The organism is Bacillus sp. SIMBA_005, assembly GCF_046535585.1.
Taxonomy (GTDB): Bacteria; Bacillota; Bacilli; order Bacillales; family Bacillaceae; genus Bacillus; species Bacillus pumilus.
Window position 1 is genome coordinate 34,165 of the sequence record NZ_JAWRWI010000012.1, and the last position, 16,529, is coordinate 50,693.

The following is a 16,529-nucleotide window of genomic DNA, read 5'->3' on the forward strand; positions in this document are numbered from 1 at the left end:
TATGACAGATTATCTTGACATCCTTCACCATTTTTTGATGATTTTATAGGAATCTCACGAGAAAGATTACTCTACAGGAACCATATCGTCAGACGGCTGCACTTGTGAAACCGGCTTAACTTTACGGTAGTTTGGCATTCCTGTTCCAGCTGGAACAAGTTTACCGATGATAACATTCTCTTTCAAGCCAAGCAGTTCATCACGTTTTCCTTTGATCGCCGCATCTGTTAGGACACGAGTCGTTTCTTGGAAGGATGCTGCAGACAAGAATGAGTCTGTTTCAAGCGATGCTTTTGTAATACCAAGAAGAACTGGGCGGCCTGTTGCAGGGCGTTTGCCTTCGAATAGTACTTTTTTGTTCGCATCAGTGAATTGATGTACATCAAGAAGTGTGCCTGGTAATACATCTGTATCCCCTGCATCAGCGACACGCACTTTACGAAGCATTTGGCGAACCATTACCTCAACGTGCTTATCTCCGATTTCTACCCCTTGCATACGGTATACTTTTTGTACTTCATGAAGCAGATATTCTTGAACAGCTGTCATGTCAGTCACTTTAAGAAGTTCTTTCGGATCGATCGAACCTTCTGTCAGTACTTGACCACGAGTGACTTTGTCACCTTCAACAACTTTCAGACGTGCATTGTAAGGAGCTGTGTAAGAACGAGTTTCAACGTCGCCTTGCACCACAATTTCCTGCTGCTTGTCACGAACATCGTTAATTTCAGCAACGACACCATCAATTTCAGAAATGGTCGCTTGCCCTTTCGGATTACGCGCTTCAAATAGCTCTTGGATACGAGGTAAACCTTGTGTGATATCGTCTCCTGCTACCCCACCGGTGTGGAACGTACGCATTGTAAGCTGTGTTCCTGGCTCACCGATTGATTGAGCAGCGATGATTCCAACTGCTTCACCGACTTCAACGTCAGTACCAGTTGCAAGGTTACGGCCGTAGCATCGTTTACATACACCATGAGGCGTGTTACATGTAAATGCAGAACGGATCCATACTTCCTCAATTCCTGCTTCAACTACTTCAAGTGATTTATCTTCATCAATTAGTTCGTTTTCGCCAACAATGACTTCGCCCGTTTCAGGATGAACAATTGGTTTTCTTGCAAAACGTCCAATTAGACGTTCTTCAAGTTTCTCAATAATTTCATTTCCTTCTCTAATGGACTTCGCCAAGATACCACGGTCTGTACCGCAATCTGTTTCACGGATGATAACATCCTGTGCAACGTCGACGAGACGACGCGTGAGGTAACCTGAGTCAGCTGTTTTAAGGGCTGTATCGGCAAGACCTTTACGCGCTCCGTGAGTGGAAATAAAGTATTCCAATACGGTTAAACCTTCACGGAAACTAGATTTGATCGGAAGTTCGATAATACGTCCAGCCGGGTTGGCCATCAGACCACGCATACCAGCCAGCTGAGTGAAGTTAGATGCGTTACCACGCGCTCCAGAGTCACTCATCATGTAGATTGGGTTGACTTCATCAAGGGACTTCATCAGTTTACCTTGGATGACATCTTTAGAAGAACTCCAGATCGAAATGACTCTCTCGTAACGCTCTTCTTCAGTAATCAAACCACGTCTGAATTGCTTCATGACGTTATCTACTTTTGCTTGCGCTTCTTCGAGGATCTTCTGTTTATCATCTAATACGACGATATCAGACACCCCAACCGTAATACCCGCTTTAGTAGAGTATTTGAAACCAAGATTTTTCATGCGGTCAAGCATTTTAGATGTCTCAGTGATATGGAATCTCTTAAAGATTTCCGCAATGATTTTACCTAAAATACCTTTTTTGAACGGCGCATTGATTTCTTGTTTCTCGATCGCCACTTTGACATCTTCACCTTTTTCAAGGAAGAAGCGGTCAGGCGTTTTTTCTTCAATATTGCTCTTTGTCGGCTCATTCATGTAAGGGAATGATTCCGGTAAGATTTCGTTAAAGATCAGTTTTCCAACTGTTGTAATCAACAATTTAGAACGCTGTTCATCAGTGAATGTTACATTCTTCAACGAGTTAGCTGCAACAGCTACACGTGTATGAAGATGCACATACCCATTTTGATAAGCTAGAAGGGCTTCGTTCGTATCTTTGAAGACCATACCTTCTCCGATAGCACCTTTACGCTCAAGTGTAAGGTAGTAGTTACCAAGCACCATATCCTGAGATGGCGTAACAACAGGTTTTCCATCTTTCGGGTTCAAAATGTTTTGAGCAGCAAGCATTAAGATACGAGCTTCAGCTTGAGCCTCAGCAGATAATGGTACGTGAACCGCCATTTGGTCACCGTCAAAGTCAGCGTTGTAGGCTGTACATACAAGTGGATGCAGACGAATTGCGCGTCCTTCCACAAGTGTAGGTTCAAACGCTTGAATACCAAGTCTGTGAAGAGTCGGTGCACGGTTTAGTAAGACTGGGTGCTCGCGAATCACTGATTCTAAAACATCCCATACTTCCGGCTGCACGCGCTCAATTTTACGCTTTGCACTCTTGATGTTGTGAGCTAAACCTTTTTCAACAAGCTCCTTCATCACGAATGGTTTGAATAATTCAAGAGCCATTTCTTTCGGAAGTCCACACTGATACATTTTCAAATGTGGTCCTACGACGATAACGGAACGTCCAGAATAGTCAACACGTTTACCAAGCAAGTTTTGGCGGAAACGTCCTTGTTTCCCTTTCAACATATGAGAAAGAGATTTCAATGGTCTGTTTCCTGGTCCTGTTACTGGTCGGCCTCTACGTCCATTATCAATCAAGGCATCGACAGCTTCTTGAAGCATACGCTTCTCGTTCTGAACGATGATGCTTGGCGCGCCAAGATCTAATAAACGTTTCAGACGATTGTTACGGTTGATGACACGACGATAAAGGTCGTTTAAGTCAGAAGTAGCAAAACGTCCACCATCAAGCTGAACCATTGGACGTAATTCTGGCGGAATAACCGGAAGTACATCAAGAATCATCCATGATGGTTTGTTTCCTGAGTTACGGAAGGCTTCTAGCACTTCAAGGCGTTTAATCGCACGTGTACGACGCTGACCTTGAGCAGTTTTCAGCTCTTCTTTCAGTGTATCTACTTCTTTGACAAGATCGATATCTTGAAGAAGTTTATTGATTGCTTCTGCACCCATAGCTGCTGAGAATGTATTACCGTATTTATCTAAATAAGCGCGGAATTCCTTCTCAGAAAGAAGTTGTTTCTTCTCAAGCGGTGTGTTGCCCGGATCTGTCACAACGTAAGAAGCGAAGTAAATCACTTCTTCTAACGCACGTGGTGACATATCAAGAACAAGACCCATACGGCTTGGGATACCTTTGAAATACCAAATGTGGGAAACTGGGGCAGCCAGTTCAATATGCCCCATTCTCTCACGACGGACTTTTGCCCGTGTTACTTCTACACCACAACGGTCACACACAACACCCTTATAACGAACGCGTTTATACTTTCCACAATGACATTCCCAGTCTTTTTGCGGTCCGAAGATACGTTCACAAAAGAGACCATCCTTTTCAGGTTTCAGTGTACGATAGTTAATCGTTTCAGGCTTTTTCACTTCACCAAAAGACCAAGAACGGATTTTATCAGGTGATGCGAGACCGATGTTCATATACTCAAAATTGTTCACATCTAGCAAGGGGCCTACCTCCCTTTTAATCTTCGGGTTATACCCTAGTCACTTGCTCTAATCGTTTCTGCTATTCTTTTGTGACTGCGTCACGTTCAAGATCGACAGGTGCGAGGTCTGCAGCATCTTCGTCATTAGATAACGCTAATCCGTCTGCTTTCTTCGTTTCCTCATCGTCTTCTAAATCTCTCATTTCTATCTCTTCTTCATCGCCAGATAGGATTTTGACATCCATACCTAAACTTTGAAGTTCTTTGATTAACACTTTGAATGATTCAGGGACACCTGGTTCAGGGACGTTATCCCCTTTGACGATGGCTTCGTATGTTTTCACACGACCCACAACGTCATCCGATTTAACTGTTAAGATCTCTTGAAGTGTGTATGCTGCACCGTAAGCTTCAAGTGCCCATACTTCCATCTCTCCGAAACGCTGACCACCAAACTGTGCTTTACCGCCAAGTGGCTGCTGCGTAACAAGTGAGTATGGACCAGTTGAACGTGCGTGAAGTTTATCGTCAACCATGTGAGCCAGTTTGATCATGTACATGATTCCGACCGATACACGGTTATCGAATGGTTCACCAGTTCGACCGTCATAAAGGACTGTTTTCGCATCACGGGACATACCTGCTTCTTCAAGCGTTTCCCAAACATCTTCCTCACGCGCACCATCAAATACTGGTGACGCAATGTGGATGCCAAGGTAACGTGCAGCCATACCCATATGAAGCTCAAGTACCTGACCGATGTTCATACGAGATGGTACCCCTAGAGGGTTTAACATGATATCAATCGGTGTTCCATCTGGAAGATACGGCATATCTTCTTCTGGAAGGATTTTAGAGATAACCCCTTTGTTACCATGTCGTCCGGCCATTTTGTCACCTTCAGAAATTTTACGCTTCTGAACGATGTATACGCGGACTAACTGGTTAACACCCGGAGGTAATTCATCTCCATCTTCACGGTTAAAGACTTTGACGTCGTGGATAATTCCGCCGCCGCCGTGTGGAACACGTAGAGACGTATCACGTACTTCACGAGCCTTTTCACCGAAGATTGCATGTAATAGACGTTCTTCAGCTGTTAGTTCGGTTACACCTTTAGGCGTTACTTTCCCTACAAGAAGGTCTCCGTCTTTTACTTCTGCACCGATACGGATGATTCCACGCTCGTCAAGGTTGCGTAAAGCATCTTCCCCAACGTTTGGAATATCACGAGTGATTTCTTCAGGTCCAAGCTTTGTATCACGAGCTTCTGATTCATATTCTTCAATATGAATCGACGTGTAGACGTCATCTTTTACAAGGCGCTCACTCATGATGATCGCATCCTCGTAGTTATAACCGTCCCAAGTCATGAAGCCGACCATGACGTTACGTCCTAGAGCCAATTCACCTTTTTCCATTGAAGGACCGTCTGCAAGGATTTCTCCTTTTACGACTTCATCTCCAACACTTACGATTGGACGCTGGTTGTAGCAAGTCCCTTGGTTAGAGCGGACAAATTTCAGCAAGCTGTATTTGTCTAGGTTTCCTTTGACTTGTTGTCCGTCGACATCTTCATAGCGGCGAACCCAAATATTTTTTGCTTCAACACGTTCTACAACACCTGGGTAGCGGCAGATGACAGCAGCACCAGAGTCTTTACCTGATACATACTCCATACCTGTACCAACAATCGGTGATTCCGGCTGCATCAAAGGCACAGCCTGACGTTGCATGTTCGCTCCCATTAGAGCACGGTTAGAGTCATCGTTTTCTAAGAATGGGATACATGCTGTCGCTGCAGAAACAACCTGCTTTGGCGAAACGTCCATGTAGTCAACGCGGTTTCGAGGAACAACGGTGTTTTCCCCTCTGAAACGAGCAATGATATTATCATCGATAAACGAACCATCATCAGCTAGAAGAGCGTTCGCTTGTGCTACTACGTAGTTATCCTCTTCATCAGCAGTTAAGTAGTCGATTCTCGGTGTCACTTTACCAGTTTCAGGATCAACCCTGCGGTAAGGTGTTTCAATAAAGCCGAAACGATTCACTTTTGCAAATGAAGATAGAGAGTTGATCAAACCAATGTTTGGACCCTCTGGTGTTTCAATCGGACACATACGACCATAGTGAGAGTAGTGAACGTCACGAACTTCCATTCCTGCACGCTCACGTGTCAAACCACCAGGCCCAAGCGCTGATAGACGACGTTTGTGCGTCAATTCAGCAAGCGGGTTTGTTTGATCCATGAACTGAGAAAGCTGAGAACTACCAAAGAACTCTTTGATAGAAGCGATCACAGGACGAATATTGATCAGTTGCTGAGGTGTGATCGTGTTTGTGTCTTGGATCGACATTCTTTCACGAACAACACGCTCCATTCTGCTTAAACCAATACGGAATTGGTTTTGCAGAAGCTCACCTACAGAACGCAGGCGACGGTTACCAAGGTGATCGATATCATCTGTGTCACCTACACCATGAAGAAGGTTGAAGAAGTAACTGATCGATGCAATGATGTCAGAAGGCGTGATGTTTTTCACAGCTTCCTCTACGTATGCATTCCCGATCACGTTGATCACTTGCTCGCCTTCTTGATCAGACGGTGCATAAATCTTAATAGATTGAAGTTCTACTTCATCTTCTACTACGCCACCATTTGGATAAAGCTTTCTAAATCCGATGCCGTTTTCTAAGTATGGAAGAACTTTATCAAGAACTCTTCTGTCTAAAATTTGACCTTTTTCTGCTAGAATTTCACCTGTTTCAGGGTCAACTAACGTCTCAGCCAATTTTTGATTGAACAGTCTATTTTTAATATGAAGCTTTTTATTAATCTTGTAGCGTCCAACATTTGCCAGGTCATATCTCTTCGGATCGAAGAAGCGAGAGTCTAGCAGGCTTTTCGCATTTTCAACAGTCGGCGGCTCTCCAGGGCGGAGACGCTCGTAGATTTCGAGAAGTGCTTTATCCGCATTCTCTGTATTGTCTTTTTCCAGCGTGTTGCGTAAGTATTCATTCTCGCCAATGAGGTCAAGAATCTCTTGATCAGAGCTGAAGCCGAGAGCACGCAAAAGAACCGTAACCGGCAACTTACGTGTGCGATCGATGCGTACATAGACTACATCCTTCGCATCAGTTTCGTATTCTAACCATGCGCCACGGTTTGGAATGACAGTCGCAGTAAAACCTTTTTTACCGTTTTTGTCTACTTTACCACTGAAATATACACTTGGAGAACGTACTAACTGAGAAACGATTACACGTTCCGCACCGTTAATGATAAAAGTACCTGTGTCTGTCATGATTGGGAAATCACCCATGAACACATCTTGGTCTTTTACTTCTCCAGTTTCTTTGTTAATTAATCGAACTTTTACTCTTAGTGGAGCAGAGTAAGTTACATCACGTTCTTTTGATTCTGCTACAGGATACTTAGGATCCCCTAGGCTGTAATCAATGAATTCAAGAGAAAGGTTACCAGTAAAATCCTCAATTGGGGATATATCTTGAAACATCTCTCTAAGACCCTCATCAAGAAACCACTGATAAGAAGAGGTTTGAATTTCAATGAGATTTGGTAATTCTAACACTTCGCTTATGCGTGCGTAGCTTCTGCGCTGGCGGTGTCGTCCATACTGAACTAGTTGACCTGTCAACTGATTCACCCCTCAAATCATGCGTATTATATGTGTAAAAAGTATTTCAGCCTTTCAAATGTCAGTAAAGAAATACTTTTACAAGACAAAAGAAAAAAGGGTTTCTAAAATAAGAAAACCACATCCAAAAACAAATACCGATTTTATTAGTTTTCCCAAGTATGCATAATTTATACAAAATAGTTGTTTTTTAAGCCTATCAAGCAAAATATACACATTGGCATTTTATAATGTTAACACAGCTAGGAAACTGCGTCAAACTTTTTTAGCTTTGATAATATAGTAGCCCTTTTTTTTCAATACAACTTCGACTTCTCCAAAGAGCTGTTCTAATTTCTCAATCGCAGATGGTCCGCCCTGCTTTTTCTGAATAACCACCCACAACTCACCTTCCGGCAATAAATGATCAGCACTTTTTTCAAAGATCGCATGTACAACTTTCTTCCCTGCCCGTATTGGGGGATTGGTCAGTATAGAGGCAAAAGCAGCTGATGAATGAACATTCGAGAACAAATCACTTTGATAGATGCGGACATTATCAATGCGATTATGTTTAGCGTTTTCCTTTGAAAGTTCGACTGCTCTTTCGTTCACATCAATCATATGAATGGTGCGGCTCGTCATTTCGTTTGCTAACGATAAGCCAATCGGTCCATAACCGCAACCGACATCTAAGACATCGCCACCCACGTCAGGTTCTTCAAAAGCTTCAATTAAAAGCCTCGAACCAAAGTCGACTTCTTTCTTAGAAAACACTCCACTGTCACTTGTAAAAGTATAGGTACGGTTTCTCAAGGTGAAGTCCCATGTCTGTTTATTGCTTTTCACTGATGGCTTTTCCGTATAATAGTGGTCACTCATGGTGAATTGGACCTCCTCTGGATTCAATCGTTTCAGGAGAATAGAAAAGAAAAAGCCCGCCAGTAAAAGCGAGCTTTCCCAAAAGATTAGGCGAAGATTACTTAACTTCTACAGAAGCGCCAACTTCTTCAAGCTTAGCTTTAAGTTCTTCAGCTTCTTCTTTAGCAATACCTTCTTTAAGTGGTTTCGGAGTGTTGTCAACAAGTTCTTTAGCTTCTTTCAAGCCAAGACCAGTGATTTCACGAACCACTTTGATAACTTTGATTTTTTGATCTCCAGCACCAGCAAGTACTAGATCAAAATCAGTTTTTTCTTCAGCAGCAGCACCGCCACCAGCAGCTACAGCTACAGGAGCAGCAGCAGTTACGCCAAATTCTTCTTCGATTGCTTTTACTAAGTCGTTTAACTCAAGTACAGTTGCTTCTTTAACTGAAGCAATGATTTCTTCGATATTTAAAGCCATTTGTAATTCCTCCATTTTAAGTTTTTTACGTCAAGTACGCATTAAGCGCCTTGTTCTTCTTTTTGATCTGCAACTGCTTTAGTAGCAAGAGCAAGGTTACGAACTGGAGCTTGAAGAACGCTAAGCAACATAGATAGTAAGCCTTCGCGAGACGGAAGTTCCGCAAGAGCCTTCACTTCTTCTACAGTCGCTACGTTTCCTTCGATGACACCAGCTTTGATTTCTAAAGCTTCGTGGCTTTTCGCAAATTCGTTGATGATTTTCGCAGGTGCGATAACATCTTCGTTACTGAATGCGATAGCGTTTGGACCTGTTAAGAAATCGTTTAAACCCGTTAGTTCAACTTGTTCAACTGCACGGCGAGTCAAAGTATTTTTGTAAACTTTGAATTCTACGCCAGCGTCACGAAGCTGTTTACGAAGTTCAGTCACTTCAGAAACTGAAAGACCGCGGTAATCTACAATGACAGTAGACATACTATCTTTAAATTTAGAAGTAATTTCATCAACGACAACTTTTTTTGTATCGATTGCATTGCTCATGGTTACACCTCCTGTACATTGTTTGTGTAACACTTATACCGATCAGGCCATCACGTTCCTAACGAACGGTTCTCCATATAAAAAGCCTCCATTAAGACATGGAGGCTGTATATACAAGCATACGTTAACGTAAGACTGTGACATATACACCTCGGCGGGTTAATTAAGCCATAAGGCCCCTGCTGTCTACGGTATAAATGGACATATTCTATTTTACAACATTTTGATATTATCAAAATGATTGTGATAAGTCAAGATTTATTTTGCAGAGAAAGAAGATGGATCCACTTTCACGCCAGGGCCCATAGTAGATGTAACAGAAACGTTTTTCACGTATACACCTTTAGCCGCTGCAGGTTTTGCTTTAAGGATTGTGTCATAGATTGTTGCAAAGTTCTCAACAAGCTTTTCGTCCTCGAAAGAAACCTTTCCGATTGGCGCGTGGATGTTACCAGCTTTATCAACGCGGTATTCTACTTTACCAGCTTTGATTTCATTGATTGCTTTTTCTACTTCGAATGTAACAGTTCCTGTTTTAGGGTTTGGCATAAGGCCTTTTGGTCCAAGTACACGACCGATCTTACCAACTTCACCCATCATGTCAGGTGTCGCAACGATTACATCGAATTCAAACCAGCCTTGTTGGATTTTAGTGATGTAATCAGAATCTCCAACGTAGTCTGCTCCAGCAGCTTCTGCTTCTTTTGCTTTTTCGCCTTTAGCGAACACAAGAACGCGTTGAGTTTTACCAGTTCCGTTAGGAAGTACAACTGCACCGCGGATTTGTTGATCGTTTTTACGAGGGTCTACGCCCAAACGAAAAGCAACTTCTACAGTCGCATCAAATTTCGCTGTATTTGCTTTTTTTGTAAGAGAAACAGCTTCAGCTACATCATACGCTTTAGTACGTTCGATCAGCTTAGCAGCTTCTACATACTTTTTACCTTTTTTAGCCATTATAAAAATCCTCCTTATGTGGTTTTAGCGGAATAACCTCCCACGAATAAGGGTTGCGAACTTGTCAAAACCAAACTCGCAACCCAACAAGACAATAAATTAATCTTCGATGACAATACCCATACTGCGTGCAGTACCTTCAACCATGCGCATAGCTGATTCAACGCTAGCAGCGTTTAAGTCAGGCATTTTTGTTTCCGCGATTTCGCGTACTTTATCACGCTTAACAGTTGCCACTTTATTACGGTTAGGTTCACCAGAACCAGACTCAATACCAGCTGCTTTTTTAAGTAAAACTGCAGCAGGTGGAGTTTTAGTAATAAATGTAAATGAACGGTCTTCAAAAACCGAAATTTCAACAGGAATGATAAGACCAGCTTGGTCAGCTGTACGAGCATTAAACTCCTTACAGAATCCCATGATATTAACACCGGCTTGACCTAGTGCAGGTCCAACTGGTGGAGCTGGGTTAGCTTTTCCAGCAGGAATTTGCAATTTAACAACTTTAACTACTTTTTTAGCCACGAGACACACCTCCTTAAAGTCCGTGATGTGGTAATAGGGGAATCCCCCTCCCACTCAACAACTTCATTCTTTATATGAATGACGAAATAACTAGCTAGCGATCTTGAGCGAACTCAAGACGTACCTTTGCTATATTACCACTTCTATACACTCATTTCAAGCTCTTTTGAATTACAATTTATCGATCTGCGTGAACTCAAGTTCCACGGGTGTTTCTCTACCAAACATATTAACGAATACTTTGACTTTGCTTTTATCGTAATCAATCTCTTCAATAGAGCCTGTGAAGTTAGCAAATGGTCCGTCGATGACCTTGACTGTTTCTTTCAATTCAAAGTCGATTTCTGTTTTGCGTTCTTCAAGGCCCATTCTCTTCAGAATGGTTTCAGCTTCGCCTGGCAGCAGCGCTGTCGGCTTCGAGCCTGATCCAGCTGATCCAACGAATCCTGTGACACCTGGTGTATTACGAACAACATACCAAGAGTCGTCAGTCATCACGATTTCCACTAGAACATAGCCAGGGAATACTTTCTTTTTGACAACTTTTTTCTTACCATTTTTAATATCTGTTTCTTCTTCTTCTGGTACGACAACGCGGAAGATCTTATCTTGCATGCCCATTGATTCAACACGCTTTTCCAAGTTCGCTTTTACTTTGTTTTCATAGCCAGAGTACGTATGCACAACATACCAATTCTTTTCCATTTCGTTCAGGACTATTCAGTCCTTCCCTCCCCACATTTCGTAATGTCTATTTGACGAATCTCGAGTACCGGTAAATATTTTCAAGCAATTGAAAAAACCCGTAAAACGGGTTTTTTGGCAAGTCATATTATGATCTATTATAGCACGTTCAGCAGACCATTATTCAAGTATTAATGAATTAATTCGATTAATTGTGAGATTCCTATATCAAGAAAAGAGAAAAAGATTGCAAAGAATACGACTGTTAAAATAACAGTGATTGTGTAACGAATCATTTCGTTTTTCTTTGGCCAGCTGACCTTCTTCATTTCTTTTCCGACACTTTTTAAGAAACTGATAATACGCATTGTAAAAGACCTCCACAGATTAAAGAACGCAAATCTTACTTCGTTTCTAAATGTGTTTTATGTGAATTACAAGTCTTGCAATATTTCTTAACTTCTAATCTTTCAGCTGCTGAAGCATCACTTTTCATTGTCGTATAATTGCGGCTTCCGCAGTCTTTACAGGCTAGAGTAATCTTTTTCCTCATATTTACACCTATTTTCTCGACATCATTTCCTTAGTACCTTATCACAGTGTCGAAAAAGCTGTCAATATAGGTTTGATTAGAGACTAATCTCGCGAAGCTCTAAATATTTCTCTAATTTTCTCTTTACTCGTTGGAGTGCGTTATCAATTGATTTCACATGACGGTTTAAATCTTCAGAAATCTCTTGATAGGATCTGCCATCAAGGTAAAGCACAAGAACCTTTCTTTCCAGCTCGCTTAGTAGTTCACCCATCTTCATTTCGATATCATCAAATTCTTCTTTGCTAATGATTAAATCTTCTGGGTTAAGCGCTTTAGCACCGGAAATGACGTCCAACAATGTTCTGTCTGATTCTTCATCATATATTGGCTTATCTAATGATACATAGGAATTTAACGGGATATGTTTTTGGCGAGTAGCTGTTTTAATTGCGGTGATAATTTGGCGGGTAATACATAATTCTGCAAAAGCCTTAAATGAAGTAAGCTTGTCCTCTCTGAAATCGCGGATAGACTTATAAAGTCCGATCATCCCTTCTTGGACAATATCCTCTCGATCCGCTCCAATCAAGAAATAAGATCTTGCTTTTGCACGTACAAAATTGCGGTATTTCGTTATTAAGTAATCTAGCGCATCACTATCTCCGACATGAACCCTTTCAATGACTTGTTCATCTTCCAACTGGCAAAATTGCTCTCTGATGGATTTATCCTTGCTGTTGTTTAGATTCACTTCGATCCCCCCGACCGCACCTAGATAGAAATATTATACATTAATGGTTGAAATATCGTCAAGCTATTCTAGATTCCCACGCCGCCATTTTTCAAACGTTTTCAATACATCTTCTGACAATTCAATCTTGGATGCTGGTTTATCAGAAGTAATCTTTTTGACTCTCGTTTCAATCTTTCGTTCGATCACTTCAATCTCTCTTAAAAGCTCTCGAGCCGACTTCCGAAGAGCTCCTTGTCCAAAGATTGCCCATTGTTCTGTAAAGTCTGAGGTCGCCACATGAATCTGCGTCCGAATATTATTCAAATCCTGGGCAAGCTTTTCAATCCGCTCATCAGCTGTTTCATTCTCTCTCGTAAAGATGACCTCTACCCGGTGATTGATCCGCTTTTTTTCGATTCCTTTGACCATATGGGCATCGAATACGACAATGACTCGATACCCTGTGTATGCTTGATATTCTGCTAAATTTTGAATCAGTATGTCTCTGGCTTCTTCAAAGCTGTTTTCCTTTAAGTGCTGCAGCCGCGGCCATGCACCTATCATGTTGTATCCATCGACTAAGAGGATGTCCATCTCTATTCTCCTAACGGATAACGTTTTCGATACACTTCATACATCAATAGACTAGCAGCAACTGACGCGTTTAACGAAGTGACCTTTCCGGCCATAGGCAGCTTAATCAGAAAATCACACTTTTCTTTGATCAATCGGCCAATCCCTTTCCCTTCACTGCCAATCACGAGAGCAAGCGGCATCGTGCCATCAAATTGTCTGTAATCCTGTTTGGCAGACGCATCTGTTCCCGCGACCCAGATTCCTCTTTCTTTCATCTCATCAAGAGCTCTTGAAAGATTGGTGACTTTGGCAACAGGAATATGTTCAATTGCTCCAGTGGATGCTTTGGCAACAGTTGTCGTTAAGCCGACCGCTCTCCTTTTTGGAATGACAATCCCGTGTGCACCTACAGCATCTGCTGTACGCATAATGGAACCTAAATTATGCGGGTCTTCAATTTCATCTAAGATCAGAAAGAACGGCTGTTCATTCCTCTGTTCAGCGATTTGATATAAATCGTCTAATTCTGCATATTCATATGCTGCTACTTGTGCAACGATTCCCTGGTGCTGACCTGTAACCATTTGATCAAGTTTTTTCCTCGGAACATACTGAATGGTGATATTTTGTTTTTTTGCGAGTTCAATGACCTGCTGGGCTTGTCCTTTTACAGTGTTTTCTGCCATCCAGAGCTTGTATAACTCCCGATCTGACTTCAGTGTTTCAATCACTGCATTTTTCCCAATCACATAATCATGTTGCTGACTCATTTGTCTTCCTCCCTGACGTTCCGATTTCAATCGCCTGACTAATCAGCTCTTCTAAGCGTTCGTCCTGCTTTTCAATAAATAAATAACCCATGAGCGCTTCAAACGCCGTACTATAACGATACGTTTGAACGTCTGTGTTTTTAGGCACTGTGCCTGATTTTGCATTTCTTCCTCTTTTCAACACCGCTTCTTCTGCTTCAGTGAAAAAGCCTTGCTGCTGAAGCGTAAATAAAATAGCTGCCTGAGATTTAGCTGAAACAATTTTGCTTGCTCGTTTGTGCAGCTCATTTGGTTTTGTCGCCCCCGTTTGGAGGAGGTGATGCCTCACGTAGACTTCAAAAATGGCATCACCCATATAAGCAAGCGCAAGTCCGTTCAATTGTTTACCGTCTTTCAGCTTTTCAAAATTCAACATGACCTATTCTCCTCTTTTCCAGCGAGTACCTTGAGGAGTATCCTCCAATACAATATTCATGCTTTTTAACTGGTCACGAATTTGATCAGATAGCGCAAAATCACGATTTCTTCTAGCCTCATTGCGTTTTTCAATTAACGCTTCTACTTCTTCGTCAAGCGTATGCTTTTCTTCTAATGAGAAGCCAAGGACAGAAGTGATTTCTTGGAACAAGCCGATAAATGCCTTGATCACTTCCTCCGAAGTATGATCATTTTCCATATAATAATTCGCCTGTTTCGCAAGTTCGAATAAAACAGAGATCGCATTTGCCGTATTGAAGTCATCATTCATTTCAGAAATAAACGTCGCTCGCTGCTCTTCAACCTTCGCCAGCCATTCAGCATTATCTTCTGTGATATTCGTGCTGCTTTCAAGGCGATGATGTAAATTAGCATACGACGTTTTGAGCCGGTTAAACGCACTCTTTGTACTCTCTAGTAAGTCCATTGAGTAGTTAATTGGATGACGGTAGTGAACCGACAACATAAAGAATCGAAGTACGTCAGGATCTTGTTCTTTCACAATGTCATGCACGAGCACAAAGTTGCCTAGTGATTTTGACATTTTTTCATTCTCAATATTAATATATCCGTTATGCATCCAATACTTTGCAAAAGGTTTGCCTGTCAAAGCCTCAGATTGAGCGATTTCATTTTCATGGTGAGGGAAGGTTAAATCCTGTCCGCCTGCATGAATATCGATCGTATCACCTAAATATTTTTTAACCATGGCTGAGCATTCGATATGCCAGCCTGGGCGTCCTTCGCCCCACGGGCTATCCCATGAGATTTCTTGGTCCTTTGCGGCCTTCCATAAAGCAAAGTCCAGCGCATCTCGTTTCTTCTCACCTACACGAATACGGGCACCAGTCTTTAGTTCATCAATCGACTGGTGAGAAAGCTTTCCGTAGCCTTCAAATGAGCGTGTGCTGTAATACACGTCACCATCTGCTTCATAGGCGTAGCCCTTTTCAATCAATGTCGCAATAAATGCAATGATATCATCCATATTTTCCGTCACTCGCGGGTGAAGGTCAGCTTTTTTGCAGCCTAGTGCACTGACGTCTTCAAAGTAGGCTTGGATAAAACGGTCAGCAATCGTCGGAACATCTTCTCCGAGTTCATTGGCTGCTTTGATGAGTTTATCATCCACATCTGTAAAGTTTGAGACAAAGTTCACATCATAGCCACTGTATTCTAAATACTTACGTACAGTGTCATAAACAATAGCAGGTCTTGCATTCCCAATATGGATGTAGTTATAAACGGTTGGTCCGCACACATACATCTTGACCTTTCCTGGTTCAAGCGGGACGAATTCTTCTTTCTTACGTGTCAATGTATTATAAATATTGATTGTCATGATTGTTCTTCCTTTCTGCTCAATGAAGCCAGCTCACCTTTTAGCTTTTCCATTTCTCGTTCCAATTCTTTGAAACGATCGGAAATTGGATCTGGCAAATCTTGATGATTGAGATCACGATTGATTTTCTTACCATTTTGAACGACGACTCGCCCAGGTATACCGACAACGGTGGAATGGTCTGGTACGTCCTTTAACACGACCGACCCCGCTCCAATCTTGGCTCCTTTTCCGACAGTAATGGAACCAAGCACCTTTGCACCTGTCGCAATGAGCGCATCGTCTAAAATGGTCGGGTGCCGCTTTCCCTTTTCTTTCCCTGTTCCCCCTAATGTCACGCCTTGGAAAACAGTGACGTTGTCTCCAATTTCACATGTTTCCCCAATCACCACTCCCATACCGTGGTCAATGAAGAAGCGCCTGCCAATGGTTGCCGCAGGGTGAATTTCCACCCCTGTGAAAAACCGGCTGACCTGAGAAATGATCCGAGCAAGAAAGTACAGCTTCCGCTTATAAAATGCATGCGCGATACGATGAGCCCAAATCGCATGAAGCCCTGAATAGGTTAGCACTACTTCAATATAGCTTCTAGCAGCAGGATCTTGATCAAACACAGTATCAATGTCTTCTTTCAGCATTTTGAAAAACACATGCTTCCCCCCCGTTCTTCCCCATCAATCTCTCTTCGGACTTGCTCTCTTTTTTGGACAAATAAAAAACGCCTCTGCCATATGACAGAGACGTTTTGAAAACGC

At 42.2% G+C, this 16,529-nt stretch carries 16 protein-coding genes and 2 other annotated features (1 of these 18 running past the window's edge); all 16 genes read right to left on the bottom strand.

Translation table 11 applies throughout. The features are described 5' to 3' along the window. Positions 1–66 precede the first annotated feature (66 nt). Positions 67–3,666, bottom strand: coding sequence for a DNA-directed RNA polymerase subunit beta' (gene rpoC / locus SB660_RS17445; RefSeq protein ID WP_410583530.1), 3,600 nt, complete (start codon positions 3,664–3,666; stop codon positions 67–69). A gap of 61 nt (positions 3,667–3,727) precedes the next feature. Continuing rightward, on the bottom strand, positions 3,728–7,309 hold the full coding sequence (gene rpoB / locus SB660_RS17450; protein ID WP_041815109.1) for a DNA-directed RNA polymerase subunit beta: 3,582 nt from the start codon (positions 7,307–7,309) through the stop codon (positions 3,728–3,730). 255 nt (positions 7,310–7,564) lie between these two features. Then, positions 7,565–8,170: a class I SAM-dependent methyltransferase gene (locus tag SB660_RS17455; RefSeq protein WP_061406515.1), complete on the bottom strand. Its 606-nt coding sequence runs from the start codon at positions 8,168–8,170 to the stop codon at positions 7,565–7,567. A gap of 97 nt (positions 8,171–8,267) precedes the next feature. Next, positions 8,268–8,633: a 50S ribosomal protein L7/L12 gene (gene rplL, locus SB660_RS17460; RefSeq protein ID WP_008345418.1), complete on the bottom strand. Its 366-nt coding sequence runs from the start codon at positions 8,631–8,633 to the stop codon at positions 8,268–8,270. 41 nt (positions 8,634–8,674) lie between these two features. Continuing rightward, complete coding sequence (rplJ, locus tag SB660_RS17465) at positions 8,675–9,175, bottom strand: 50S ribosomal protein L10 (protein ID WP_003217048.1); 501 nt, start codon at positions 9,173–9,175, stop codon at positions 8,675–8,677. Between the two features lie 69 nt (positions 9,176–9,244). Next, positions 9,245–9,385: a sequence feature (ribosomal protein L10 leader region), on the bottom strand. A 48-nt stretch (positions 9,386–9,433) separates the two neighbouring features. Next, positions 9,434–10,132, bottom strand: coding sequence for a 50S ribosomal protein L1 (rplA, locus tag SB660_RS17470; RefSeq protein ID WP_007496292.1), 699 nt, complete (start codon positions 10,130–10,132; stop codon positions 9,434–9,436). Between the two features lie 99 nt (positions 10,133–10,231). Continuing rightward, entirely contained in the window at positions 10,232–10,657 is a 426-nt protein-coding gene (gene rplK / locus SB660_RS17475) for a 50S ribosomal protein L11 (RefSeq protein WP_003216956.1), read from the bottom strand. 171 nt (positions 10,658–10,828) lie between these two features. Continuing rightward, positions 10,829–11,362: a transcription termination/antitermination protein NusG gene (gene nusG / locus SB660_RS17480; RefSeq protein WP_003217197.1), complete on the bottom strand. Its 534-nt coding sequence runs from the start codon at positions 11,360–11,362 to the stop codon at positions 10,829–10,831. Between the two features lie 170 nt (positions 11,363–11,532). Then, positions 11,533–11,709 (bottom strand): preprotein translocase subunit SecE, encoded by a 177-nt coding sequence (secE, locus tag SB660_RS17485; RefSeq protein WP_003216942.1) that lies wholly within the window; start codon positions 11,707–11,709, stop codon positions 11,533–11,535. A 35-nt stretch (positions 11,710–11,744) separates the two neighbouring features. Continuing rightward, a complete protein-coding gene (rpmG, locus tag SB660_RS17490; RefSeq protein ID WP_012008694.1) occupies positions 11,745–11,894 on the bottom strand; it encodes a 50S ribosomal protein L33 in 150 nt (49 codons plus the stop codon). Positions 11,895–11,970: 76 nt separating this feature from the next. After that, positions 11,971–12,627 carry an RNA polymerase sporulation sigma factor SigH gene (sigH, locus tag SB660_RS17495; RefSeq protein ID WP_003217132.1) on the bottom strand — a complete coding sequence of 219 codons (657 nt, stop codon included), beginning with the start codon at positions 12,625–12,627 and terminating at the stop codon, positions 11,971–11,973. A gap of 63 nt (positions 12,628–12,690) precedes the next feature. Then, positions 12,691–13,203, bottom strand: coding sequence for a ribosome-dependent mRNA decay endonuclease Rae1/YacP (gene rae1 / locus SB660_RS17500; RefSeq protein WP_003216949.1), 513 nt, complete (start codon positions 13,201–13,203; stop codon positions 12,691–12,693). 2 nt (positions 13,204–13,205) lie between these two features. Then, complete coding sequence (gene rlmB / locus SB660_RS17505; protein WP_003217141.1) at positions 13,206–13,955, bottom strand: 23S rRNA (guanosine(2251)-2'-O)-methyltransferase RlmB; 750 nt, start codon at positions 13,953–13,955, stop codon at positions 13,206–13,208. Then, a complete protein-coding gene (locus SB660_RS17510) occupies positions 13,939–14,370 on the bottom strand; it encodes a Mini-ribonuclease 3 (protein WP_003217007.1) in 432 nt (143 codons plus the stop codon). The genes rlmB and SB660_RS17510 overlap by 17 nt, the downstream gene beginning before the upstream one ends. Positions 14,371–14,373: 3 nt before the next feature. Further along, a complete protein-coding gene (cysS, locus tag SB660_RS17515) occupies positions 14,374–15,774 on the bottom strand; it encodes a cysteine--tRNA ligase (RefSeq protein ID WP_003217177.1) in 1,401 nt (466 codons plus the stop codon). After that, positions 15,771–16,424, bottom strand: coding sequence for a serine O-acetyltransferase (gene cysE, locus SB660_RS17520; RefSeq protein WP_012008691.1), 654 nt, complete (start codon positions 16,422–16,424; stop codon positions 15,771–15,773). The genes cysS and cysE overlap by 4 nt, the downstream gene beginning before the upstream one ends. Before the next feature lie 83 nt (positions 16,425–16,507). Further along, positions 16,508–16,529, bottom strand: a binding site (T-box leader) (it continues 210 nt past the right edge of the window).

What these genes read in the sequence shown, in the direction of transcription:
- SB660_RS17455 (WP_061406515.1), bottom strand. Translation starts at nt 8,170, where the DNA reads ATGAGTGACCACTATTATACGGAAAAGCCATCAGTGAAAAGCAATAAA.
- rplL (WP_008345418.1), bottom strand. Translation starts at nt 8,633, where the DNA reads ATGGCTTTAAATATCGAAGAAATCATTGCTTCAGTTAAAGAAGCAACT.
- rplJ (WP_003217048.1), bottom strand. Translation starts at nt 9,175, where the DNA reads ATGAGCAATGCAATCGATACAAAAAAAGTTGTCGTTGATGAAATTACT.
- rplA (WP_007496292.1), bottom strand. Translation starts at nt 10,132, where the DNA reads ATGGCTAAAAAAGGTAAAAAGTATGTAGAAGCTGCTAAGCTGATCGAA.
- nusG (WP_003217197.1), bottom strand. Translation starts at nt 11,362, where the DNA reads ATGGAAAAGAATTGGTATGTTGTGCATACGTACTCTGGCTATGAAAAC.
- secE (WP_003216942.1), bottom strand. Translation starts at nt 11,709, where the DNA reads ATGCGTATTATCAGTTTCTTAAAAAGTGTCGGAAAAGAAATGAAGAAG.
- rpmG (WP_012008694.1), bottom strand. Translation starts at nt 11,894, where the DNA reads ATGAGGAAAAAGATTACTCTAGCCTGTAAAGACTGCGGAAGCCGCAAT.
- rae1 (WP_003216949.1), bottom strand. Translation starts at nt 13,203, where the DNA reads ATGGACATCCTCTTAGTCGATGGATACAACATGATAGGTGCATGGCCG.
- rlmB (WP_003217141.1), bottom strand. Translation starts at nt 13,955, where the DNA reads ATGAGTCAGCAACATGATTATGTGATTGGGAAAAATGCAGTGATTGAA.
- SB660_RS17510 (WP_003217007.1), bottom strand. Translation starts at nt 14,370, where the DNA reads ATGTTGAATTTTGAAAAGCTGAAAGACGGTAAACAATTGAACGGACTT.
- cysS (WP_003217177.1), bottom strand. Translation starts at nt 15,774, where the DNA reads ATGACAATCAATATTTATAATACATTGACACGTAAGAAAGAAGAATTC.